The organism is Micromonospora okii (assembly GCF_020884795.1).
GTDB lineage: Bacteria > Actinomycetota > Actinomycetes > Mycobacteriales > Micromonosporaceae > Micromonospora > Micromonospora okii.
Genome location: NZ_BBZF01000013.1, coordinates 326,218 through 348,685 on the forward strand (window position 1 = coordinate 326,218; position 22,468 = coordinate 348,685).

The window sequence follows — 22,468 nt, forward strand, 5'->3', positions numbered from 1 at the left end:
TCGGGGCCCGGTTCGGCCGCCGGCCGCGCACGCCAGTGGCCGGTCCCGCGAACCACGGGACCGGCCATCTGTCTCGCCGCGACGGGCGGATCAGCGAGGTCGCTGTCGGTGACACCGGCAGGCGTCATCGACCGGTGGTGGCGCCACCCCTGGCCCGCCACCCGACGCCGCCCGGAGGCGGAACGACCCGGAGCAGAACCTTGTCAGCGGGCCTTCTTGGTGGCCCGCTTGCGCGGCGGGGTCAGCAGGTCCGCGATCGTGGCGATCGCGGTCGGCACCAGTCGGTAGTACGCCCAGACACCGCGCTTCTCCCGCTCCAGCAAGCCGGCCTCGGTGAGGATACGCAGGTGGTGGCTGACCGTCGGCTGGGAGAGGCCGAGGGGTGCGGTCAGGTCGCACACGCACGCCTCGCCCTCGGGGGCCGACTGGATCAGGCTGAGCAGCCGCAGCCGAGCGGGGTCGGCGAGGGCCTTGAGGACCCCCGCCAGCCGCTCGGCGTCGGCACGTTCGATCGGCTCGCCGGCAAGCGGCGAGATCTGAGGCATCGTCATTTCGGCCAACGCAGTTCCCACGTATTCCATCCTTCCACCAGCAGCATCGATCCGCCTGCATATCAGCAGATCCGAATCGGCAAACTTTCAGGCCACAAGGCCGAGGTCAGCCAACGTATAGGCCGCCCGATACGGCAGTCCGGCGGCTTGCACCGCGTCGCCGGCGCCACGATCAACAATAACCGCCACACCCATCACTTCGGCCCCGGCCTCGCGCAATGCCTCCACCGCGGTCAGCACGCTGCCCCCGGTCGTCGATGTGTCCTCGACCGCCAGCACCCGCCGCCCCGCCACGTCCGGCCCCTCGATGCGGCGTTGCAGGCCGTGCGCCTTACCCGCTTTGCGGACGACGAAAGCATCGAGCGGCCGATCTGTCGCCGACGCGGCGTGCAGCATGGAGAGCGCCACGGGATCGGCGCCCAGCGTCAGGCCACCGACGGCGTCGTACTCCCAGTCGGAGGTCAGGTCGAGCAGCACCCGACCGACCAGCGGCGCGGCCTGGTTATGGAGCGTGACACGTCGGAGATCGACGTACCAGTCCGCCTCCCGGCCGGAGGAGAGCACCACCCGCCCGTGAACCACGGCCAGGTCAGTGATGAATTTACGCAGGTCGTCGTGGTCCCCCATGGCGATAGAGGGTACTGCTCAACTCTGGGAGCCGGGTGTGGGGTCCACCCCGGTCAGCCCTGCGGGCGACCGATGAGTGGCGATGTTCCGCTACTCTGTGCGACCGCCGTTCGGGCCGGGGCTGGATCGTCGCCGCACCGACCCTCGGCCGGCGCTGTGCCGCAGGTCAGCGGGGGTGCCGGTCGTCGCGGCCCCGGGTGTCCCGGGCGAACCGCCGCAGCAGGCCCCGGGGCGCGTGCCTGATCGCGGCCACAGCCAGCCTGTAACGCCGTGACGGAACGCTCACGGAGCGGCCTTTCCGCAGGTCACGAAGGGCTTCACCGACCACCTGCTCAGCCCGCAGCCACATCACGCCCGGGGTGCCGGACATGTCGATCCCCGCCCGCTCGTGCATCCCGGTGCGCGTGTAACCAGGGCATAGGGCCATCACCCGAACGCCGTGGCGGCGGGTCGTGAGATCGACGGACTCGCTGAAGGCGGTCACCCACGCCTTGCTCGCCGGGTACGTCGAGCCCGGCATGACCGGGCCGAAGCCGGCGACCGAAGAGACATTTATCACTGCCCCATGGCCCCGCTCGGTCATCGGGCCGACCGCCGCGCGGGTCAACCGGAGCACGGCGTGCACGTTCAGCCGCAGCAGCCGGGCCTCGTCCTCCACCGCCGAGCGCAGGAAGGGCTGGTTGAGGCTGATGCCGGCGTTGTTCACCAGCAGCTCGACGGGGCTGCCCCCGGCCAGCCGGCGCTCCACGGCGGCGCAACCGTCGTCGGTGGCCAGGTCCGCCGGGAGCACCTCGACCGGGCGGCCGTGCCGACCGGTCAGCTCGGCGGCCAGCCCGGCCAGCCGGGTCGCGTCGCGCGCCACCAGCACGAGGGCCCAGCCGTCGGCGGCGAGGCGGCGGGCGAACTCCGCGCCGATGCCGGCGGTCGCGCCGGTGACCAGCGCCCGGCGGTCGGCGGGAACCTGCTCAGGCGTCACGGGGCTGTCCTCAGCGGGGCGGGTGCGAGGGCACGGCCGGCGGGGGACCGACCGGGGCCGGCGCGGGGCGACGCCGGCGGAACCAGGCGTTTGCGGCCGGGAGGGCCAGCAACACGGCTACTCCAAGGTAACCGAGCGCCTGACCCACCGAAAGGGCCGCGTTGACGGGAATCCACCAGGACGGGTACGCGCCGCCGACCAGGCCGAGCAGTTCGGCGTCGGTGGCCCGGTCGCCGGCGGACAGCCGCAGCGGCACCGCCCGCTGGCCCACCAGCACCGCGAGCCCGCAGCAGCCGGAGGCGAGGCCCAGCCCGCAGACCACCCAGGTCGCCACCCGCGCCCCTGCCCGGCGGGCCAGCAGCCCGGCCGCGAGGCCCAGCAGCACCACGCCCACCAGCACGGTGAGCGCCGCCGGGAGCAGCACCGTCAGCCGCAGCAGGGTGACCAGGCCGTCGATCTCCCCGGGGGTCGCCGTGCCGGGCGCCGCCGCCCGGAACCGGTCGACGGTGCCGCCGAGGGCGGCGAGGGCCGCGAGCGCGTGGGCCAGCGCGGCGGCGGCCATCAGCACCAGCACCGCCGCCGCCAGCCCCACCGCCGCGGGGCGGCGGGCCGGCGCCTGATCGGGGTACGACACGGCAGGTCCCTCCGGTAGGTCTCCCGTGGGAACCTAGTCGGCGGGGACCGGCCGTGTCGCCGTCATCCGGCGCGCCCCGCCCACCGGCGCGTCTCGGCCGGTGAGCGGGGCGGGGTTGGTGCTCAGTTCGACGAGGACGAACCGGGGTCCGACGACGAGCCGCTGCCGCCGCCGAAGTCGCCGCCACCCGGGGAGGACGACGGCCCGGGGTCGCCCGACGGCCCCGACGGCCCGGGGTCACCGGACGGGCCGGACGGCCCCGGCGGGTCGTACGACGGGCCCGGGGTGGGCTGGTCCGGGGTGGGCTGGCCGGGCGTCGCGTGCGGGTAGCCGGGCTGGCCGGGGTGCTGCTGGTAGCCGGGGTGCTGCGGGTAGCCCGGGGTCGCCGGGTAACCGGGCTGGCCCTGGGCCTGCGGGTAGGCCGGGTAGGCGGAGCCCGGGATCGGGGGCTCCCAGCCCTGCGGCTGCTTGCGGAAGAACTCGTTCGCCGCCGGCAGGGCCAGCAGGATCAGCGCGACCAGCAGGGCGATCACGGCGACGACGTTGAGCAGGGTGGTGACCGGGGTCAGCCAGGACGGCAGCGCCTCCTCCAGCCGGCGCTGGAGCTCCTCGGGGCTCGGCCCGTCGCCGGTGCCCTGGCCGCCGGTGCCGGCGAGGCCCCCGGCGAGGCCGCTGATCAGGCTGGTGCCGGTGCAGCAGACGAGGATGCCGCCGAGCACCCAGGTGGCGATCCGGGAGCCGTTGCGGCCCCGGTTGTTCAGCAAGGCCAGCACCGCCAGCCCGACCGCGAGCAGCAGCAACAGGATGGCCGTGCCGATGCCGACCGCGTAGGTGATGGAAGCCACCGCGTCGGCGCCGTTGGCGTCGGTACCGGCGTACGCGTCCCGCAGCACGTCGCGGACCGTGCCCACGGTGGTCAGCGTGACGATCAGCTGAATGAGCTGGATCACGGCGAAGAGGATCAGCAGGTAGCTGGAGATGGTGACGACGGCCGGACGTGTCCGGGCCGGCGGTGGGCTGTGAGGGTCGACCACGGTGCTCCTTCCCAAGTCGGGGGCCCACACCGTATCCAGTCGGGGCCAGCCCGACACGCCGGGCGCGCCGCCCGGGGTCGCCCCGGGGGCACCCTCGCGCCCGTCCGGGCCGACCGCGCGACGCCGCCCCGCGTCAGTAGCCGCGCCACTCGGCGCGGGAGTAGTCCAGCACCCGGGGCCGCAGCAGCGTGGAGGCGGGGACGTCGAGCCGGCCCCGGTCGGCGGGGAAGTTCGCCGCCGACGCCAGCGTGCCGGCGGTGAGGAAACGCAGCTGGGGCGCGTCGGCGGGCAGCGCCAGCGCGGGCGGGGCGCCCCCCGGCGCGGCGAGCAGGAAACCCCAGTCGCCGAAGCTGGGCACGTCCACGTGGTACGGCACGGTGGTCAGGCCCGCCTCCCGTAGCGACGCCTCGATCGACCAGTACGAGCGGGGCGCGAAGTACGGCGAGCCGGACTGCACCACCAGCCGCCCGCCCTCGGCGAGCACCGACCGGACCAGCGTGTAGAACTCGACGGTGTAGAGCTTGGCGGTGGCCGTCTCGTCCGGGTCGGGCAGGTCGGCGACCACCACGTCGAACCGCTCCACCGTGGCGCGCAGCCAGCCGAACGCGTCGACGTTGACCACCCGCACCCGGGGATCGGCGAACGCGTCCCCGTTGAGCCGACGGAGCTGCGGCTCGCTGCGGGCCAGCGCCACCACCGCCGGGTCGAGGTCGACCACGGTCACCCGGCGCACGTCCGGGTAGCGCAGGATCTCCCGCACCGCGAGCCCGTCCCCCGCGCCGAGCACCAGCACCTCGCCGCGCGGGCCGTTCATCGCCGGGTGCACCAGCGCCTCGTGGTAGCGGTACTCGTCCACGGAGCTGAACTGGAGGTCGCCGTTGAGGAACAGCCGCAGGTCGGTCTCGGCGTGGCCGGCCTCCCGCACCGAGCGGGTCAGCACGATCTCCTGGTAACGGCTGCGCTCGGCGTGCACCACCGGGTCGCGGTAGAGCTGCTGCCGGGCGGTCACCTCGAAGTCGGCGGCGGTGACCCAGGCGTACCCCAGGCACAGCGCGACCGCGACGGAGCCGGCGCCGACGGTGACCCGCGCCCGGCGGCTCAGCTCCGCCCGGAACACCGTGCAGACCAGGGCGACGCCGGCCACCGCGTTCACCGCGCCGACCACCAGGGCGCCCTTGAGCTGCCCGAAGGCCGGCATCAGCAGGAACGGGAAGGCGAGCCCGCCGAGCAGCGCGCCGACGTAGTCGGCGGCGAACAGGTCGGCCACGGCGCTGCCGGCGGCCTGCTCCCGGATGCGTTGCAGCATGACCATCAGCAGCGGGATCTCCGCACCGATCAGCAGGCCGAGCACGAACGCGGTGCCGACCAGCGCCGGGCCGTACAGGTCGAGCCAGGCGAAGGCGGCGTAGAGGCCGAGCACCGACAGCCCGCCGAGCAGCGCCAGGAGCAGCTCCACCACGGCGAACGCGGCGGCGGCCCGGGGCTGCAACGGCTTCGCGGCGAGCGCGCCGACGCCCATCGCGAAGACCATCACGCCGAGCACGATCGACGCCTGCCCGACCGTGTCGCCGATCAGGTAGCTGCCGAGCGCGACCAGGGCCAACTCGTACACGAGGCCACAGGCGGCGCAGACGAAGACCGCGACCAGCACCGCCGCGCGGGCCAACCGCCAGCGGGGCCGCGCGGCCTGCTCGTCGCCGGCTGCCGCCGGGGTGCCGACGGTCACTTCTTCCTCCCGGCCGGCCCGGTCTGCGGCCGGGACCTCTGCCGCCCGCGCTGCACGAAGCCCACGGTGACCAGCAGCGCGGCGACCAGCAGCAGCCCGGCGGTGGCCAGCAGAAAGCCCCAGCGGTCCCGCCAGAGGTCACTGCCGGCGTCGGGCAGCGGGCCCACGGTGGCGACCGGCGCGCCGGTGCGCGCGGCGGCGGGCTCGACCAGACCGGCCTCGGCGGCCAGCAGCGGCAGCGACACGGCGGCCCGGCAGACCGCCCAGCCGGGTTCGTCGACGAACGCGTCGGAGTCCAGCCCGAACCGTCCCAGGCCGTTCTCGATCGCGTACAGGTCGGCGAGGTCGATGTCGGACGAGCCGTTCACCTCGACGTACGCGTAGTCCTGGCTCTCGCTGCTCTCCGACGTGTACCTGACCGTGGCGGCCACCTCGACCCAGCGGGGGCAGGACGGGTTCTCGGCCGCCGGCACCCCGTCACCCAGGTTCGACCCGAGGTTCACCACCGAGCCGGACCGGTTCTCCAGCCGCCAGCCGTAGCAGATGCCCTGGCTGGCGGCGGCCTGGGCGAGGATCGGCACGGTGGCGGCCCGCTCGTCCGCCGCCGGGGCGGGGACGGTGGTGTCGGAGTCGTTGGTGACGATGCCGAAGCCGACGCAGAGCCCGACCACGGCGACGACGACCAGGCCGACGATCAGGCCGCCGGCCTTCGACGAGGACGCCTTCGCCGCCGGCCTGCCCGGTCGCCCGCCGCCCGGTCGGGTGCCGGCGGCCATCAGCTGATCGCGGCGGCGATGATCGCGCCGGTCGCCAGGTGCACCACCGCCGACACCCACACGGCCGGGTGCGGCTCCGGGTCGACCAGCAGCTCACCGAGCCGGCCCGGGGTCACCGCGTCGAGCAGCAGGAACGCGGCGGCCATGATGACCAGGCCGACGATCCCGTACGCGCCCGCACCGACCAGCCCGAGGACGAAGTCGTCCTCGCTGGCGACGATCGCGGCCACCACGATGGTGCCGACGCCGAGCAGGTTGGAGGCGAGCAGCAGCGCCGCGTTGCGGTTGCGCTCGGCCCAGATCAGCTCGTGCAGCTTGCCCGGGGTCGCCACGTCGACCAGCCCGTAGCCGACGCCCATCAGGACGACGCCGAGCACACCGTAGGCGAGAGTGACCAGCAGGTCGATGATGAGGTTCTGCACAGGGGTCTCCAGGGTGAGGGGTCGATCGTCGGTGCTACTTGCCGGAGCCGGGGCCACCGCCCCGGACGGTGCTGCCACGGCCCCAGCCCCAGTGCGACCCGACGGTCGAGTGGTAGCGGGGGTGGGCGGTGCTCATGCGTTCGAGCAGGATCACCGAGCCGGCGGCGATCGGCAGGATCACCACCGAGTCGTCGTCGTAGCGCAGGTAGACCCCGCTGCCGTCGACGTACTGGTCGGCCGGCCGCCAGGCGTCGGTCACCTCGGCGGCGACCTGGCTGGGCGACTTCGACGACGTGTACGCCACGGCCTGGCTGCCGATGTCCCGGCTGGCCGCGCGGGCGTACCGGTCCTCCACGAACCCGCGCGGGGAGAAGTTGCCGGAGAAGATGGCGAAGGCGGCGATCAGGGCGCCGACGACGGCGACCGCCGCCCCCACCACGAACCAGCGTCGGTACGTCATGGGATTACCTCGCTTCCCGGCTGCGGGACATGGTGGTCACCACCGTCTCGGTCAGGACCAGTTCCCTGGTCTGGGGGTACGCGTGCCAGGTGCGCCAGGCGACCGTGCCGCCCGGCGGGTCCGGCCGGACCGCGAGCGCGGTGACCGCGTCGACGTCGCCGGGGAAGACCCCGACCAGCGCGTACGGGTCGCCGGCCAGCTCGGCGCGGAGCGCGGCCACCCGGGCGCTCAGCTCCGCCGCCGCCGGCCGCAGCACCGTGGCGGTGAACCGGTAGCCGTTCGCCTCGTCCAGCCTCGTGGCCGGCAGCTCGGGCGGGCGGCCGGGCAGGCACGCCACGGTCTCGGTCAGCTCGACGCCCGGCGCGCGGAGCACCACCTGGTGGGAGGCGCCGAGCAGCCGCAGGCGCAGTCGGAACCCGGCGGGCAGGTCGAGGTCGAGCACGTGCAGCGCGGACCGCTCGGCGTCGCCGAGGGCGAGGCTGAGGTCGGCGGCGCTGGTGTCGACGTACGGGGTGTCGAGGGTGACCAGCACGGGTCAGCCCACCTTCCCCGGGCCGGCCTGCGGGTAGATCATCACTTCGGAGCGGTGCAGCACGTCGCCCCGGGCGACCTCCCAGGCGGCGTTGCCGTACGCCTCGAAGGAGAGCCGGACGGTGCCGGGGCCCCGGTAGTCGTGGTAGCGCATGGCTCCGGACGGGTCGAGGCCCGTGGTCCCGACGCCGGTGAACAGGGCGTGCCCGGACTCGTTGCTGGTGTACCGCCGGCCGTCGAGGTCGATGAACGGCGCGCCGGGAGTGAGCGCGAGCGACGGGTCGGTCGTCCAGAGCACGAGCTGGAGGTCCGGGTCCTCCTCCACCGAGAGCCAGAGCTGGCCGCCTCCGGCGTCGTCGAGCAGGTGCTCGGACCAGGTCCAGCTCCCCTCCCGCAGCCGCACCGAGCCGCGCACCGCGTACGAGGTGCCGCGGATCTCCACGATGTCGCCGGGGTTCAGCTTGCGCGGGTCACCGCGCAGCGCGTCGGCGTCGCGGTCCCGGAAGGGGTCCGCCGGGGCGGCGAACCCGGACGGCTGCTTCTTGGACCGCCGCAACGCCAGCACGGCGATGACGATCCCGGCCACCCCGATGAGGCAGCCCGCCGCCGTCACCAGATACGCCACCGACCCGTTCAATCCGATCCCCTCCCCCAAGTCGCGTCGGCGGAGACGGTAACAACCCCACGCACGTGGGGAAACCGCGAGATCGCTGAGTGAATGATCAGTTACCGGGCGAGCTGGGCGGCGGCGTACTCCCCGAGCGTGGTGGGGCGCATGACGCAACCGCCGAAGGCGGTCAGCTCCGCGCGCTCACCGCGCAGCGACTCCCACGCCGCCCGCCCCGCCGCCGGGTCGACCCGGGCGAGCAGCGTCGCCGCGTACGCCCGGCCGGCCGGCGAGCCGTGCGCCAGCAGCCAGTCGACCTTGCGCCGGGCCCGTTCCGGGTGCGCGTCGAGCTGCCGCTCGACCTCCTGGTACGCCTCGGTCACCGGCAGCACCGTGCCGGCGAAGCCCACCCCGCCGAAGGCGAGGGTGTCGGCCTCCGCCAGCTCCCGCACCGCCGCGTCGAGCTTTCCCCGTCCGAACATGCCCCTCCTTCGAGAAAGGAAGGGCCCCTGTTATCGCAAAACGTTGTACAGGGGGCCCCTGCTAACACGTGTGGCGCTCAGCCGGCGGTGACCGCCAGGCCGTCCCTGCCGTCGGCCAGGTCGACCTTCACGGTGTCGCCGTCGCGCACCGCACCGGAGAGCAGCGCCCTGGCGAGCTGGTCGCCGATGGCAGACTGCACCAGTCGGCGCAGCGGCCGGGCACCGTAGATCGGGTCGTACCCGTGCTCGGCCAGCCAGCCCCGGGCCGCCTCGGTGATCTCCAGGCCGAGTCGGCGGTCGGCCAGCCGCCGGCGCATCCGGTCCAGCTGGATGTCCACGATGGCCCGCAGGTCGTCACCGAGCAGGGCGGCGAAGACCACGATGTCGTCGAGCCGGTTGAGGAACTCCGGCTTGAAGTGCGACCGGACCACCGCGAGGACGCCCTCCCGGCGCTGCTCCTCGGCCAGCGTCAGGTCGCTGATCACCGACGACCCGAGGTTGGAGGTGAGGATCAGGATCGCGTTGCGGAAGTCCACCGTGCGGCCCTGGCCGTCGGTGAGCCGGCCGTCGTCGAGCACCTGGAGCAGCACGTCGAAGACGTCGGGGTGGGCCTTCTCCACCTCGTCGAGCAGGATCACCGAGTACGGCCGGCGACGCACCGCCTCGGTGAGCTGGCCGCCCTCCTCGTACCCGACGTATCCGGGCGGGGCGCCGACCAGGCGGGCGACGGAGTGCTTCTCGCCGTACTCGCTCATGTCGATGCGGACCATGGCCCGCTCGTCGTCGAAGAGGAACTCGGCGAGCGCCTTGGCCAGCTCGGTCTTGCCGACGCCGGTCGGGCCGAGGAACAGGAAGCTGCCGGTCGGGCGGTCCGGGTCCGCGACGCCGGCCCGGGCGCGGCGGACCGCGTCGGAGACCGCGGCGACCGCCTCGGCCTGGCCGACCACCCGGGAGGCCAGCGACTCCTCCATCCGGAGCAGCTTGGCCGTCTCGCCCTCCAGCAGCCGGCCGGCGGGGATGCCGGTCCAGGAGGCGACGACCGCGGCGATGTCGTCCGCGCCGACCTCCTCCTTGAGCATCGCGCCGTCGGCCTGGAGCCGGGCGAGTTCCTCCGCGGCCCGCGCCAGCTCGGCCTTGAGCGCCGGGATGCGGCCGTAGCGCAGCTCGGCGGCCCGCTCCAGCTCGCCGTCGCGCTCGGCCCGCTCGGCCTCGCCGCCGAGGCGCTCCAGCTCCTCCTTGGCGGTGGAGAGCTTGGTGATGTGGCTCTTCTCGGTCTGCCAGCGCTCGGAGAGGGCGGTGAGCTGCTCGCGCTTGTCGGCCAGCTCCTTGCGCAGCCGCTCCAGGCGCTCGGCGGAGGCCGGGTCCGGCTCCTTGGCCAGCGCCATCTCCTCGATCTCCAGCCGGCGCACGGCCCGCTCGATCTCGTCCACCTCGACCGGGCGGGAGTCGATCTCCATGCGCAGCCGGGACGCGGACTCGTCGACCAGGTCGATCGCCTTGTCCGGCAGGAACCGGTCGGTGATGTAGCGGTCGGAGAGGGAGGCGGCGGCGACCAGGGCGGCGTCGGTGATCCGTACGCCGTGGTGCACCTCGTAGCGCTCCTTGAGCCCGCGCAGGATGCCGATGGTGTCCTCGATGGTCGGCTCGCCGACCAGCACCGGCTGGAAGCGGCGCTCCAGGGCCGGGTCCTTCTCGATGTGCTCGCGGTACTCGTCCAGGGTGGTCGCGCCGACCATCCGCAGCTCGCCGCGCGCCAGCATCGGCTTGAGCATGTTGCCGGCGTCCATCGAGCCCTCGCCCTTGCCCGCGCCGACGACGGTGTGCAGCTCGTCGAGGAAGGTGATGACCTGCCCGTTGGAGTTCTTGATCTCCTCCAGCACCGACTTGAGGCGCTCCTCGAACTGCCCCCGGTACTGCGCGCCGGCCACCATCGCGCCGAGGTCGAGCGAGACCAGCTTCTTGTCCCGCAGCGACTCGGGCACGTCACCGGCGACGATCCGCTGGGCCAGCCCCTCGACGATCGCCGTCTTGCCGACGCCGGGCTCGCCGATCAGCACCGGGTTGTTCTTCGTACGCCGGGAGAGCACCTGGATCACCCGACGGATCTCCGAGTCCCGGCCGATGACGGGGTCGATCTTCCCGTCCCGGGCGCTCGCGGTCAGGTCGACGCCGTACTTGGCGAGGGCCTGGTAGGTCTGCTCGGGGTCGGCGGTGGTGACCCGCCGGTCCCCGCCCCGGACGGTCGGGAAGGCGGCGACCAGGTTCTCCTCGGTCGCGCCGGCGCTCCTCAGCGCGCTCGCGACCGCGCCGCCGACGCGGGCCAGGCCGGCGAGCAGGTGCTCGGTGGAGGTGTACTCGTCGCCCAGCGGCCGGGCGATCTGCTCGGCGGCGCCGATGGCGTTGACGAACTCGCGGGCCAGGGTGGGCTCGGCGATGCTGGAGCCACGCGCGGCGGGCAGGGCGTCGATCGCCCGCTGGGCGGCGCGGCGCAGGTCGGCGGGGTCGGCCCCGGCGGCGCGCAGCAGGCCCGAGGCGGTCGACCCCTCGGTGTCCAGCAGCGACAGCAGCAGGTGCCAGGGCTCCACGGTGGCGTGGCCGCGCTGGTTCGCCAGCGCGACGGCACCGGTGATGGCTTCGCGGCTCTTGGTGGTGAGACGTTCCGTGTTCATGGGCTCCCCCGGATCGGCGTGTCCACTAGGAAGGACACAACCAGAGTTGAGCCTATTCCGCTCAACCTTGCCCACGTGACCTGAGTCACAGCAATCCTCATTGCTGGCGCTCCGGGTCAGCCCGGCAGGCGGGCCGCGGGCACGCGCCATGGGAGGATCTTGGGGCCTACCAGGAGTTGCCACATGCCCCGAGTTTCCGACCGCCAGCGCATCGCCCAGGACATCCGAGACAAGATTGCTTCAGGTGAGTACGGCCCCGGCGACAAGCTGCCGTCGCTGCGTGAGTTGATCGCCCATTACGGGGTCTCGGCCGAACCGGTGCGCTCCGCGCTGCTGATCCTGCAGGCCGAAGGGCTCGTCGAAGGACACCAGGGCAAGGGCACCTACGTCACTCCCCGTACGCCGCCGTCCTGACGCGATGTCGCCAACGACTCAGCTCCACAGGGGCCGCAACAGGCGGCAGCGAGGCGGCGCGGTAGCGCGGACGGGGCAGCTCCCACAGGCACCGGGGGAAGGCCCGCCGCGAGCGACGCCCGACCGACGGTGCGGCCCCTGACCTGCCCCGCACACCCCTGAGCAGCCATCGACCACATTCCCAGCCGGTAGCCTTGGCGGCCGTGCGAGTACGTGTAGAACAGACCGCCCTCCCGGGCATCGGAATGCGTCACGACCTGGTGACGGAGTCCGGGCGCCGGCTGGGCGTGGTCTCCCACCGCAATGGCCGCCGCGACCTCGTCCTGTACGACCCGGACGATCCCGATTCCAGCCAGCATGACATACCCCTGACAGACGACGAGGCGGAGGCGCTGGCCGACATCCTCGGCGCGTCGCTGATGCTGGGGCAGCTCTCCGGGCTCCGGGAGCAGGCCGCCGGCCTGCTCACCGAGCAGATCCTCATCCCGGCCGGGTCGTGGTACGTCAACAAGCGGCTCGGTGACACCCAGGCCCGCACCCGCACGGGCGCGTCGATCGTGGCCGTGCTGCGGGGTGGCGAGGTGATCGTCTCGCCGGGCCCGACGTTCCGTTTCGCTTCCGGTGACGTGGTGGTCGTGGTCGGGAACCGCCGGGGGCTCGACGGCGTGGCCTCGATCTTCGCCGACGACGAGCCGGACGGCTGATCCGCGTATGCACGAGACCACCACCCTGCTCATCGAGGTCGGTGCCCTGCTCTTCCTGCTCGGGCTGCTGGGGCGGCTCGGCCGGCGGATCGGCCTCTCTCCCATCCCCCTCTACCTGCTGGCCGGGCTCCTCTTCGGGCACGGCGGCGTGCTACCCCTGAACGCGAGCGAGGAGTTCTTCGCCGTCGGCGCGGAGATCGGCGTGATCCTGCTGCTGGTCATGCTCGGCCTGGAGTACTCGGCCGGCGAGCTGGTCGGCAACCTGCGCGCCTCGGCGCCCGCCGGGCTCATCGACGGCCTGCTCAACGCGCTGCCCGGCGCGGCGTTCGCCTTCCTGCTCGGCTGGGACTGGGTGGCCGCCGTCGTGCTCGGCGGCATCACCTGGGTCTCCTCCTCGGGGGTGATCGCCAAGGTGCTGGCCGACCTGGGTCGGCTCGGTAACCGGGAGACCCCGGTGATCCTCTCGGTGCTGGTCATCGAGGACCTGGCGATGGCGCTCTACCTGCCGTTGCTCACCGCCGTGGTCGCCGGCAGCGGCCTCCTCGGCGGTGGCATCGCGCTCGGCGTGGCGGTCGGCACCGTGGTGCTGGTGCTGGTGGTGGCGATTCGGTACGGGCACCTGATCTCGGCGGCCCTGTCGGCGAAGGACCCGGAGGCGCTGCTGCTCGGCGTACTCGGCCTGACCCTGCTGGTCGCCGGCGTCGCCGCGAAGCTCCAGGTCTCGGCGGCGGTCGGCGCGTTCCTCGTCGGCATCGCGCTCTCCGGCCCGGTCGCGCACCACGCCACCGAGATGCTCTCGCCGCTGCGGGACCTCTTCGCCGCCGTCTTCTTCGTGTTCTTCGGGCTGGTCACCGACCCCCGGGACATCCCACCCGTGCTGCTTCCGGCGCTCGCGCTGGCCGTGGTGACGATGGGGACGAAGACGCTGACCGGTTACCTGGCCGCCCGGCGGGTCGGGATCAAGGAGCCCGGCCGCTGGCGGGCCGGCCTGGCCCTGGTGCCGCGAGGGGAGTTCTCCATCGTCATCGCCGGGCTCGCCGTCGCCGCCGGCAGCGTCGAGCCGAAGCTGGCCGCCCTCGCCACGGCGTACGTGCTGATCACCGTGGTGACCGGGCCGATGCTGGCCCGGCTGCCGGACTTCGCCTGGTTCAAACGGTGGCTGCGGCAACGCGCCGCCACCCAGCAGGTGACGCCGGTGGTCAGCACCGACTGATCGCGGCGGCAGAGAGCGGATGAGACGGGCCGGGGCCCCCCGTGGGCCCCGGCCCGGCGCACCGGCGCTCAGGCGGCTGACTCGCCCCGCCCTGGGCGCCGCGCGTCCTGCTGGTCGCGATGCGTCTCGGCCCGCCCCTGGTCGATGCCGTGGTCGACCTGGTCGGCGAACCGACCTTCGGTGATCTTGTCGGCGAACCGGCCCTTGGTGATCTTGTCGAACCGCTCCCGGACCGACTCCGCGACCCGGTCGAGCCGCTCCTCCGCCTGCTGCGAAACTTTCCTGGCCGGCTCCGACATGGCTCCCCCTCGCCAACGCGGTGGCTGCGTACGCCAGGCCCGTGACAACCGGACAGGACCCGATTTCGAGACTAGCGGCCCCCACCCCGCTCCCCGCCGGGTTCCGGGAAACTGCGCCACGGAAGACGGCGGGGGGCGGGATCAGCGGTCGCGGCGGGGACGCCAGACGACCAGGGCCGTGGAGGTGCGGGTGGTGGGGACCAGGTCACGGCCGGGAAAGCGGGCCAGCGACTCCAGCTCCGCCACCCGGCGGTACGCGGCGTCCAGCTCCGCCTCCAGCCGGGAGATCCGCTGCTGCGCCTCCTCCAGCAGGCGTTCCAGGCCGATGATCCGCTTGACCCCGGCCAGGTTCACCCCCTCGTCCTGGCTGAGCCGCTGCACCTCGCGAAGCAGCACGACGTCCCGGACGCTGTAGCGGCGCCCGCCGCCGGCCGCCCGGCCGGCCTGCACCAGGCCGAGCCGGTCGTACTGGCGCAGCGTCTGGGGATGCATCCCCGCCATCCGCGCCGCGACCGAGATCATCAGCACCTTGGCCTCGTAGGCAGGGTCGTCCGTGCCGATGAAGTCTCCCGACATCCCCGCTCACCTCCGCACGCACTCAGCAGGCTCAATCGAAACGACGCACCCGCGCGTCGAGATGTTCCCGGGCGGCCGGCGGGGTCTGCTCGGCGAACGCCTCCAGCGCCGCCCGCGCCTCGTCGGACACCTTCGCCGGCACCACCACGTCGAGCGTGACCAGCAGGTCGCCGGCCCGGCCGTCCCGGCGCACCACGCCCTTGCCCCGGGCGCGCAGCACCCGGCCGCCCGGCGTGCCCGGCGGCACCCGCAGCGTCACCGTGCCGTCGAGCGTGGGCACCCGCAGGTCCGTGCCGAGCACGGCCTCCGGGAAGGTGATCGGCACGGTCAGCGTCAGGTCGTCCCCGGTACGCCCGAACAGCTCGTCGGGGCGCACCTTCACCTGGACGAAGAGGTCGCCGGCCGGGCCGCCCCGCTCGCCCGGCTCGCCGCGCCCGGCCAGCCGGATGCGCTGGCCGTCGGCCACCCCGGCGGGGAAGCGCACGTTCAGCGTGCGGGTCTTGGTGACCCCGCCGGTGCCCTGGCACTCCGGGCACTTCTCCTCGACGACCGTGCCGACGCCCTGGCAGTTGCGGCACGGCTCGGAGAAGCTGAACGAGCCCTGGTTACGGGTGGTCGTGCCGACGCCGTGGCAGACCTGGCAGGTCACCGGCTGGGTGCCGGGCTTGGCCCCGCTGCCGGCGCAGGTGTCGCAGACGCCGGGGGCGCGCAGGGTCAGCGGGAGGGTCACCCCGCGGACCGCGTCGCCGAAGTCCAGCGCCACCTCGGTCTCGACGTCCCGGCCCCGGGCCGGGCCGCGCGGGCGGGACGGGCCGCCCGCACCGCCACCCGAGAAGATCGAACTGAACAGGTCCTGGAAGCCGGCCCCGCCGCCGCCACCGAACCGGCCGCCGCCGGCCGCGCCGCCGAACAGGTCGGAGACGTCGAACGGCTGCCCGCCGGGGCCGCCCGCGCCCCGGGCGTTGCGCCGGAACGCGCCCGAGCCGAACAGGGACCGCATCTCGTCGTACTCGCGACGCTTGGCGTCGTCGCCGAGCACCGCGTACGCCTCGGAGACGGCCTTGAACCGCTCCTCGGCATTCGGGTCGCCGGGGTTGTGGTCCGGATGCGACTCCCGGGCCAGCTTCCGGTACGACTTCTTGATCTCGTCAGCGGAGGCGGACTTCTGCACGCCCAGCGCGGCGTAGTAGTCCTTCTCGATCCAGTCCTTGGTGCTCACCGGTCCACCCCCTTCCGTGGGACGTGTCGCGGTCGTCCCGCCCGCCCGACGGGGGCGGGCGGGACGTCGCGGTTCTGCACTACTCCGGGTCGGCGACCGCGACCATGGCCGGCCGCAGCAGCCGCTCGCCGAGCTGGTAGCCCCGGCGCATGACCTGGACGCAGGTCGGTTCGGTCACGTCGGCGGAGGTCTGGTGGGCCACCGCCTCGTGCCGGGTCGGGTCGAACGGGTCGCCCTGCTCGCCGAAGACGGTCAGGCCGAACTTGCCCAGCGCGGTGGTGAGCTGCTCGGCCACCGAGCCGAACGGGCCCACCAGGTCGCCGTGCTCGCGGGCCCGGTCCAGGTCGTCGAGGATCGGCAGCAGCGCGGCCAGCACCGAGCCGGTCGCCTGCTCCTGGACGAGGGCGCGGTCCCGGTCCACCCGCTTGCGGTAGTTGGCGTACTCCGCCGACACCCGCTGGACGTCCCGGGTCCGCTCGTCGAGCTCGGCCCGCAGCGCCTCCAGCTCCGCGCCGAGCGGAGCGGCGGCCCCGCCCTCGGCGGGCTCCGCCGGGGCGTCGACCACGGCCGGCCCCTCGACGGTGGCGGCCTCGGCCTCGATCTCGTCGACCACGACCTCGGCGTCCTCCACCAGGCCCTCCGCCGGGGCGTCCGCCCCGGCGTCGGTCGCGGCGGGCGACTCGGACCTGCCGACCTTGCGGTTGTCACGGATGACGACCCGCGGCTCCTCGCCGGAAGCCTGGCCGGCGGCCGCGGAGCCACCCGGCGTCGACCCGGTGGAGCTCGGGTCGGCGGCTCGTGGCTTCTCCGTCATGCGGTTACCTCATCCCTGTGCCGTGGGTGCGGATGGCGAGGCGGATCGTCACTTCTTGTCCTCGTCCACGATCTCCGCGTCCAGCACGTCGTCGGGGCCGCCGGCCTTCGGGCCACCGGTCGCGCCCGCGCCCGGGCCGGCCGCGCCGGGCTGCTCGCCCTGCTCGGCCTGCTGCGAGTAGAGGAGCGAGCCGGCCTGCTGGGAGACCTGCGCGAGCCGCTCGTGGGCCGCCTTGATCTTCTCGATGTCCTGGCCGCCCAGCGCGCCGCGCAGCTCGCCGAGGGCCTCGTTGAGCTGGTCCCGGCTCTCACCGGGCAGCTTGTCGCCGCTCTCGGCGAGGAACTTCTCGGTCTGCCACTGGAGCGCCTCGGCGAGGTTGCGGGTCTCCGCCTCCTCGCGCCGCCGCTTGTCGTCCTCGGCGTGCTCCTCGGCGTCCCGGCGCATCCGCTCGATGTCGTCCTTCGGCAGCGACGAGCCGCCGGTGATCGTCATCTTCTGCTCCTTGCCGGTGCCCAGGTCCTTCGCGTGCACGTTCACGATGCCGTTGGCGTCGATGTCGAACGTGACCTCGATCTGCGGCACGCCGCGCGGCGCGGGCGGGAGGCCGGTCAGCTCGAAGGTGCCGAGCTTCTTGTTGTAGGCCGCGATCTCCCGCTCGCCCTGGAACACCTGGATCAGCACCGACGGCTGGTTGTCGTCGGCCGTGGTGAAGACCTCGGAGCGCTTGGTCGGGATGGTGGTGTTGCGCTCGATGAGCTTGGTGAAGATGCCGCCCTTGGTCTCGATGCCCAGGCTCAGCGGGGTCACGTCGAGCAGCAGGACGTCCTTGACCTCGCCCTTGAGCACGCCGGCCTGGAGCGCGGCGCCGACGGCGACGACCTCGTCCGGGTTGACGCCCTTGTTGGGCTCCTTGCCGGTGAGCTGCTTGACCAGGTCGGTCACGGCCGGCATCCGGGTGGAGCCGCCGACGAGGATGACGTGCTCGACGTCGGAGACCTTGATCCCGGCGTCCTTCACGGCCTGCTCGAACGGGCCCTTGCAGCGGTCCAGCAGGTCCTGCGTCATCCGCTGGAACTCGGCGCGGCTGAGCGTCACGTCCAGGTGCAGCGGGCCGGCCGAGCCGGCGGTGATGTACGGCAGGTTGATGTTGGTGGTGGTGGCCGCCGACAGCTCGATCTTGGCCTTCTCGGCCGCCTCGCGGAGCCGCTGGAGGGCCATCTTGTCCTGGGCCAGGTCGATGCCGTGCTCGCCCCGGAAGGTCTTCACCAGGTGGTCGATGATGCGCTGGTCCCAGTCGTCGCCGCCGAGCTGGTTGTCACCGCTGGTCGACTTGACCTCGACGACGCCCTCGGCCAGCTCCAGCAGCGACACGTCGAAGGTGCCGCCGCCGAGGTCGAACACCAGGACGGTCTGCTCCTTGGAGCCCTTGTCCAGCCCGTACGCCAGGGCGGCGGCGGTCGGCTCGTTCACGATCCGCAGGACGTTGAAGCCGGCGATCTCGCCGGCCTCCTTGGTGGCCTGGCGCTGGCTGTCGTTGAAGTAGGCGGGGACGGTGATCACCGCGTCGGTGATCTGCTCGCCCAGGTACGCCTCGGCGTCCCGCTTGAGCTTCATCAGCGTCCGGGCCGAGATCTCCTGCGGGGTGTACTTCTTGCCGTCGATGTCGACGGTCCAGTTGGTGCCGACCTCCCGCTTGACCGACCGGATGGTCCGGTCCGGGTTCGTCACCGCCTGGCGCTTGGCGACCTCACCGACGAGCACCTCACCGTTGCGGGCGAACGCGACGATCGACGGGGTCGTCCGCGAGCCCTCAGCGTTGGCGATGACGGTGGGCTCACCGCCCTCGAGAACGCTGACGCAGGAGTTCGTCGTGCCGAGGTCGATACCGACCGCACGTGCCATCTTCGCTTCCTCGCTTCTTACGTTGGGGCAGGTGACGGGGTCCACCCGCCGCGCACTCGCCACAAGTTGAGTGAACTTGACTCAATAGTGCCACGCCTGCGGCGATCGTCAAGTCGAGTTGAGCCGACCCGGCGCAACCCCGCGTCGCGGGGGCAGGTTGTCTTCCCTTGCGTCGGTCGGGCACGCTTTAGCGGTGACGACGCCCGGCGACCCCGCCACCCACACCGGCCCGCCCGCCGTCGCCGCCCGCACCGGCACGGAGGACGCCGGGGAAAACCCGTCCGGCCCCTCCGGCGACGGCCTGCCCGGCGCGCTCGCCGGCCTGCGGGCCGCGATCGGCGCGGCCCGGTTCCCGCTCGCCCTGCCCTCGGCCGACGCCGCCCGGCAGACCGGCGCGAGCCTCACCGCGCAGCTCGACGACTACCTCCTGCCCCGGCTGGCGCGGCTCGACGCGCCGCTGCTGGTGGTCGTCGGCGGCTCCACCGGGGCCGGCAAGTCGACCCTGGTCAACAGCCTGGTCCAGGCCCGGGTCAGCGCCGCCGGGGTGCTCCGGCCGACCACCCGCTCGCCGGTGCTCGTGTGCAGCCCGACCGACTCCGGCTGGTTCCGCCAGGGCGAGCTGCTGCCCGGCCTGACCCGCACCAACGAGCCGAGCGAGGACCCGGGCACCCTCCAGCTCGTAACCGCCCCGGCGCTCCCTCCCGGGCTGGCCTTCCTCGACGCCCCCGACATCGACTCGGTGGTCGACGCCAACCGGGCCCTGGCCGGGCAGCTCCTCGCCGCCGCCGACCTCTGGCTCTTCGTCACCACCGCCGCCCGGTACGCCGACGCCGTCCCCTGGGAGCTGCTGCACACCGCCCGGGCCCGGGGCGCGGTGATCGCCATGGTGCTCGACCGGGTGCCCGTCGAGGCGTCCGACGAGGTCGCCGCCCACCTGGCCGAGATGCTCGCCGCCCAGGGCCTCGGCGCGGCACCGCTGTTCGTTCTGCCCGAGACCTGGGTGGACGGCCAGGGCCTGCTGCCGGAGCAGGTCACCGCCCCGCTGGCCGACTGGTTCTCCCAGCTCGCCGCCGATGCCGGCGCGCGCGCCGCCGTGGTCCGGCAGACCCTCGACGGCGCGCTGGCCGCCCTGCGCCCCGCCGTGTCCGGGCTCGCCGACGCCGCCGACGAGCAGGGGGCCGCAGCCGACGCCCTCGACGAGCGGGTGGTGGCCGCGTACCGGGGGGCCGAGCGGACCGTGGAGCAGGGGCTGCGGGACGGCCGGCTGCTCCGCGGCGAGGTGCTCGCCCGCTGGCAGGAGTTCGTCGGCACCGGCGAGTTCTTCCGCACCCTGGAGGCGCGCATCGGCCGGCTGCGCGACCGCCTGCTCTCGGCGGTGACGGGCCGGCCCGCCCCCGCGACGGAGCTGCGCGAGGCCATCGAGTCGCAACTGGTCACGTTGCTGCGCGGGGTCGCCGCCGAGGCGGCCGAGAACGCGTACACGGCGTGGAAGGCGCACCCGGCCGGGGCGGCGCTGCTCGCACCGTCGATGGCGCATCCGGGCGACGACTTCCCCGAGCGCGCCGAGCGGCTGGTCCGCGACTGGCAGCGCGGGGTGCTGGAGCTGGTCCGGGCCGAGGGCGGGGACAGGCGGTTCGTGGCCCGCACGGCGGCGTACGCGGTGAACGCCACCGGGCTGGCCGTGATGATCGCCGTGTTCACCTCGACCGCGTTCGTCCCGACCGGTTTGGAGGTGGCCACCGGGGCCGGCACCACGGTCGCCGCCCAGGCGGTGCTCCAGGCCATCTTCGGCGACCAGGCGGTGCGGACGCTGGCCAACAAGGCCCGGGGCGACCTGCTGACCCGGGTCCGGGAGCTGCTCGACGCCGAGGCCGCCCGGTTCCTCTCCCGCACGGGCGAGGCCCGCCCGGCGGCGGACGCCGGCGACGCCCTGCGCGCGGCGGCCGACCGGGTGGAGGACGCCCGGCACCGCAGCGGCCTGGCGGAGGCCGGCGACGCCCTGCCTCCGGCGCCGGCCCCCGAGGGCAAGGCGCCGTGAGCACGCGGAGCGGGCCGGCGCGCCGCCGGGCCGCGGACGAAGAGGGGCTCGGGTGACCAACATCGTGGATCGGGTACGGGAGGCTCTCCGGGGCGACCAGCGGGTCGACCCGGACGCGTTGATCGCCCGCCTGGAGGCGGTCCGCCGGTTCCTCGACGCGGTCGACGGCCAGCTCCCCGACGCCCGACTCGTGCCCGCGCACACCCTGGTCGAGCGGGCCGGCGCCCGGCTGGCGCTCTCCCGCGACCACACGCTGGTCGCCCTCGCCGGCGCCACCGGCAGCGGCAAGTCGAGCCTGTTCAACGCGCTCGCCCGGCTGGACCTCTCGCCGGTCGGGGTGCGCCGGCCCACCACCGGCGTGGCGCACGCCTGCGTCTGGGGCCCGCTGGACGGGGCGAACCGACTGCTCGACTGGGTGGGGGTGCTGCCCCGGCACCGGTTCGTCCGGGAGAGCGCCCTGGACGCCGACGACGAGTCGGCCCTGCACGGGCTGGTCCTGCTCGACCTGCCCGACTTCGACTCGGTGCAGCACTCGCACCGGCTGGAGGTCGACCGGCTCCTCGGCCTGGTCGACCTGGTGGTCTGGGTGGTCGACCCGCAGAAGTACGCCGACCGGGTCATCCACACCAGCTACCTGCGCGAGTTCCACCGGCACCGGGACGTGACGCTGGTGGTGCTCAACCAGGCCGACCGGCTCCCCCCGGCCGAGCTGCCCCGGGTGCTGGACGACCTGCGCCGGCTCCTCGACGCCGACGGGCTGGGCGGGGTGCCGCTGCTGGCCACCACCGCCGTCGACCCGTCCGGGATCACGGAGCTGCGGGCGACGCTGGAGCGCACGGTCGCCGAGCGGCAGGCCGCGCTGCGCCGCCTCGCCGGGGACGTGGACACGGTGGTGGCCGGGCTCGACGAGCTGGTCGCCCCCGAGCCGCCCGCCGAGGGGCCGGACGAGACGACCGTGGCGGGGCTGGAGCGGGCACTCGCCGGGGTGGCCGGCGTGCCGGCGGTGGCGGAGGCGGTCGAGGGGGCGTACCGGCACCGGGCTGCGGCGAGCACGGGCTGGCCGCTGGCGCGGGGCCTGCGCCGGCTGCGGCCCGACCCGCTGCGCCGGCTGCACCTGCCCGGCCCGGCCGGCGGCGACGCCGGGGACCCGGCGGCGGGCCCGGTCGCCGCGACCTCCGTACCGGACCCGACCGCCGCGCAGCGCTCGGCGCTCGGGCTGGCCGTGCGGGCGGTCGGCGACCGGTCGGGGGCGGGCCTGCCGGCCCCCTGGGCGAGCGCCGTGACCACGGCGGCCCGGTCCCGGCTGAACGACCTGCCGGACGCCCTGGACCGCGCGGTCGCCGGCGTCGACCTGGGGATACAGCGTCGCCCGGCCTGGTGGCGGGTCGTCGGCGCGGTGCAGTGGCTGGTCACCCTCGCGGCCGTGGCCGGGCTGGGCTGGCTCGTCCTCGGGTACGCGCTGCGCGCCCTCGGCCTGCCCGCCCTGGAGTACCCGCGCCTCGGCGAGGCCCCCCTGCCCACCGTGCTGCTGCTCGGCGGCCTGCTCGCCGGGCTGCTGGTGGCGGCGCTGACCCGGCCCGTGACCCGGTGGGCGGCCCAGCGGGCCCGCCGCCGCGCCGAGCGGCGGCTGACGAGCGCCGTCGGGGCGGTCGGCCGGGAGCACGTGGTGGAGCCGGTGCGGGCGGTGCTGACCCGTTACTCGACGGCGAGGCGGGCCCTGCGGGACGCCGCCGGGCGCTGAGAGCCGCGCCGTCTTCGCGCTGTCCGGGGGCTCCCCACGGGCGTAGGGTCGAC

The 22,468-nt window shown here is 74.1% G+C and carries 23 protein-coding genes; 5 read left to right on the plus strand and 18 right to left on the minus strand.

All coding sequences use genetic code 11. From position 1 onward, the window contains the following. Positions 1-203: 203 nt before the first annotated feature. From LPU43_RS04585 to clpB, 13 genes are all read right to left on the minus strand, one after another. The gene (locus LPU43_RS04585) at positions 204-581 is read right to left on the minus strand and encodes an ArsR/SmtB family transcription factor (protein WP_007073957.1); all 378 of its coding nucleotides are present in this window, start codon (positions 579-581) and stop codon (positions 204-206) included. Between the two features lie 57 nt (positions 582-638). Further along, complete coding sequence (gene pyrE / locus LPU43_RS04590; protein WP_229398946.1) at positions 639-1,178, minus strand: orotate phosphoribosyltransferase; 540 nt, start codon at positions 1,176-1,178, stop codon at positions 639-641. 166 nt (positions 1,179-1,344) lie between these two features. After that, positions 1,345-2,154 carry an SDR family NAD(P)-dependent oxidoreductase gene (locus tag LPU43_RS04595; RefSeq protein ID WP_229398947.1) on the minus strand — a complete coding sequence of 270 codons (810 nt, stop codon included), beginning with the start codon at positions 2,152-2,154 and terminating at the stop codon, positions 1,345-1,347. Between the two features lie 10 nt (positions 2,155-2,164). Continuing rightward, positions 2,165-2,788: a hypothetical protein gene (locus LPU43_RS04600; protein WP_229398948.1), complete on the minus strand. Its 624-nt coding sequence runs from the start codon at positions 2,786-2,788 to the stop codon at positions 2,165-2,167. A 122-nt stretch (positions 2,789-2,910) separates the two neighbouring features. Further along, positions 2,911-3,822, minus strand: coding sequence for a hypothetical protein (locus LPU43_RS04605; RefSeq protein WP_229398949.1), 912 nt, complete (start codon positions 3,820-3,822; stop codon positions 2,911-2,913). A gap of 133 nt (positions 3,823-3,955) precedes the next feature. Next, complete coding sequence (locus tag LPU43_RS04610) at positions 3,956-5,548, minus strand: polyamine aminopropyltransferase (RefSeq protein WP_229398950.1); 1,593 nt, start codon at positions 5,546-5,548, stop codon at positions 3,956-3,958. Beyond that, positions 5,545-6,324 (minus strand): hypothetical protein, encoded by a 780-nt coding sequence (locus LPU43_RS04615; RefSeq protein ID WP_229398951.1) that lies wholly within the window; start codon positions 6,322-6,324, stop codon positions 5,545-5,547. The genes LPU43_RS04610 and LPU43_RS04615 overlap by 4 nt, the downstream gene beginning before the upstream one ends. Then, positions 6,324-6,746 (minus strand): DUF350 domain-containing protein, encoded by a 423-nt coding sequence (locus LPU43_RS04620; protein ID WP_229398952.1) that lies wholly within the window; start codon positions 6,744-6,746, stop codon positions 6,324-6,326. Before LPU43_RS04620 ends, LPU43_RS04615 begins: the two co-directional genes overlap by 1 nt. Positions 6,747-6,780: 34 nt before the next feature. Further along, on the minus strand, positions 6,781-7,206 hold the full coding sequence (locus LPU43_RS04625; RefSeq protein WP_229398953.1) for a DUF4247 domain-containing protein: 426 nt from the start codon (positions 7,204-7,206) through the stop codon (positions 6,781-6,783). Positions 7,207-7,210: 4 nt separating this feature from the next. Then, positions 7,211-7,738 (minus strand): DUF2617 family protein, encoded by a 528-nt coding sequence (locus LPU43_RS04630; RefSeq protein WP_229398954.1) that lies wholly within the window; start codon positions 7,736-7,738, stop codon positions 7,211-7,213. Between the two features lie 3 nt (positions 7,739-7,741). Continuing rightward, positions 7,742-8,374: a DUF4178 domain-containing protein gene (locus tag LPU43_RS04635; RefSeq protein WP_229398955.1), complete on the minus strand. Its 633-nt coding sequence runs from the start codon at positions 8,372-8,374 to the stop codon at positions 7,742-7,744. A gap of 89 nt (positions 8,375-8,463) precedes the next feature. After that, complete coding sequence (locus LPU43_RS04640) at positions 8,464-8,826, minus strand: hypothetical protein (protein ID WP_229398956.1); 363 nt, start codon at positions 8,824-8,826, stop codon at positions 8,464-8,466. 77 nt (positions 8,827-8,903) lie between these two features. Then, positions 8,904-11,495 carry an ATP-dependent chaperone ClpB gene (gene clpB / locus LPU43_RS04645; protein ID WP_229398957.1) on the minus strand — a complete coding sequence of 864 codons (2,592 nt, stop codon included), beginning with the start codon at positions 11,493-11,495 and terminating at the stop codon, positions 8,904-8,906. A gap of 183 nt (positions 11,496-11,678) precedes the next feature. Here clpB and LPU43_RS04650 point away from each other — a divergent pair, with 183 nt between their 5' ends. From LPU43_RS04650 to LPU43_RS04660, 3 genes are all read left to right on the plus strand, one after another. Further along, entirely contained in the window at positions 11,679-11,909 is a 231-nt protein-coding gene (locus LPU43_RS04650) for a winged helix-turn-helix domain-containing protein (RefSeq protein ID WP_229398958.1), read from the plus strand. Between the two features lie 203 nt (positions 11,910-12,112). Further along, positions 12,113-12,613: a cation:proton antiporter regulatory subunit gene (locus LPU43_RS04655; RefSeq protein ID WP_229398959.1), complete on the plus strand. Its 501-nt coding sequence runs from the start codon at positions 12,113-12,115 to the stop codon at positions 12,611-12,613. Between the two features lie 7 nt (positions 12,614-12,620). Then, positions 12,621-13,826, plus strand: coding sequence for a cation:proton antiporter (locus LPU43_RS04660; RefSeq protein WP_229398960.1), 1,206 nt, complete (start codon positions 12,621-12,623; stop codon positions 13,824-13,826). A 68-nt stretch (positions 13,827-13,894) separates the two neighbouring features. Here LPU43_RS04660 and LPU43_RS04665 read toward each other — a convergent pair whose 3' ends face one another. The 5 genes from LPU43_RS04665 to dnaK all read right to left on the minus strand — a co-directional run bounded on the left by LPU43_RS04665 (position 13,895) and on the right by dnaK (position 18,636). Then, positions 13,895-14,125 carry a hypothetical protein gene (locus LPU43_RS04665; RefSeq protein WP_229398961.1) on the minus strand — a complete coding sequence of 77 codons (231 nt, stop codon included), beginning with the start codon at positions 14,123-14,125 and terminating at the stop codon, positions 13,895-13,897. A gap of 141 nt (positions 14,126-14,266) precedes the next feature. Further along, a complete protein-coding gene (locus LPU43_RS04670) occupies positions 14,267-14,701 on the minus strand; it encodes a heat shock protein transcriptional repressor HspR (RefSeq protein ID WP_229398962.1) in 435 nt (144 codons plus the stop codon). 31 nt (positions 14,702-14,732) lie between these two features. Continuing rightward, the gene (gene dnaJ, locus LPU43_RS04675; RefSeq protein WP_229398963.1) at positions 14,733-15,920 is read right to left on the minus strand and encodes a molecular chaperone DnaJ; all 1,188 of its coding nucleotides are present in this window, start codon (positions 15,918-15,920) and stop codon (positions 14,733-14,735) included. 79 nt (positions 15,921-15,999) lie between these two features. Then, positions 16,000-16,734, minus strand: coding sequence for a nucleotide exchange factor GrpE (grpE, locus tag LPU43_RS04680; RefSeq protein ID WP_229398964.1), 735 nt, complete (start codon positions 16,732-16,734; stop codon positions 16,000-16,002). Positions 16,735-16,782: 48 nt separating this feature from the next. Next, a complete protein-coding gene (gene dnaK, locus LPU43_RS04685) occupies positions 16,783-18,636 on the minus strand; it encodes a molecular chaperone DnaK (RefSeq protein WP_229398965.1) in 1,854 nt (617 codons plus the stop codon). A 193-nt stretch (positions 18,637-18,829) separates the two neighbouring features. Here dnaK and LPU43_RS04690 point away from each other — a divergent pair, with 193 nt between their 5' ends. Together LPU43_RS04690 and LPU43_RS04695 are read left to right on the plus strand one after the other, a co-directional pair. Then, positions 18,830-20,674 (plus strand): GTPase domain-containing protein, encoded by a 1,845-nt coding sequence (locus tag LPU43_RS04690; RefSeq protein WP_229398966.1) that lies wholly within the window; start codon positions 18,830-18,832, stop codon positions 20,672-20,674. A 52-nt stretch (positions 20,675-20,726) separates the two neighbouring features. After that, positions 20,727-22,415 (plus strand): GTPase, encoded by a 1,689-nt coding sequence (locus LPU43_RS04695; protein WP_229398967.1) that lies wholly within the window; start codon positions 20,727-20,729, stop codon positions 22,413-22,415. Positions 22,416-22,468: the final 53 nt, after the last annotated feature.

Bases quoted from the DNA above. Each gene is read 5' to 3' on its own strand.
- dnaK (WP_229398965.1), bottom strand. From the start codon at position 18,636: ATGGCACGTGCGGTCGGTATCGACCTCGGCACGACGAACTCCTGCGTC.
- LPU43_RS04660 (WP_229398960.1), top strand. From the start codon at position 12,621: ATGCACGAGACCACCACCCTGCTCATCGAGGTCGGTGCCCTGCTCTTC.
- LPU43_RS04665 (WP_229398961.1), bottom strand. From the start codon at position 14,125: ATGTCGGAGCCGGCCAGGAAAGTTTCGCAGCAGGCGGAGGAGCGGCTC.
- LPU43_RS04585 (WP_007073957.1), bottom strand. From the start codon at position 581: ATGGAATACGTGGGAACTGCGTTGGCCGAAATGACGATGCCTCAGATC.
- grpE (WP_229398964.1), bottom strand. From the start codon at position 16,734: ATGACGGAGAAGCCACGAGCCGCCGACCCGAGCTCCACCGGGTCGACG.
- clpB (WP_229398957.1), bottom strand. From the start codon at position 11,495: ATGAACACGGAACGTCTCACCACCAAGAGCCGCGAAGCCATCACCGGT.
- pyrE (WP_229398946.1), bottom strand. From the start codon at position 1,178: ATGGGGGACCACGACGACCTGCGTAAATTCATCACTGACCTGGCCGTG.
- LPU43_RS04650 (WP_229398958.1), top strand. From the start codon at position 11,679: ATGCCCCGAGTTTCCGACCGCCAGCGCATCGCCCAGGACATCCGAGAC.
- LPU43_RS04615 (WP_229398951.1), bottom strand. From the start codon at position 6,324: ATGGCCGCCGGCACCCGACCGGGCGGCGGGCGACCGGGCAGGCCGGCG.
- LPU43_RS04670 (WP_229398962.1), bottom strand. From the start codon at position 14,701: ATGTCGGGAGACTTCATCGGCACGGACGACCCTGCCTACGAGGCCAAG.
- LPU43_RS04625 (WP_229398953.1), bottom strand. From the start codon at position 7,206: ATGACGTACCGACGCTGGTTCGTGGTGGGGGCGGCGGTCGCCGTCGTC.
- LPU43_RS04640 (WP_229398956.1), bottom strand. From the start codon at position 8,826: ATGTTCGGACGGGGAAAGCTCGACGCGGCGGTGCGGGAGCTGGCGGAG.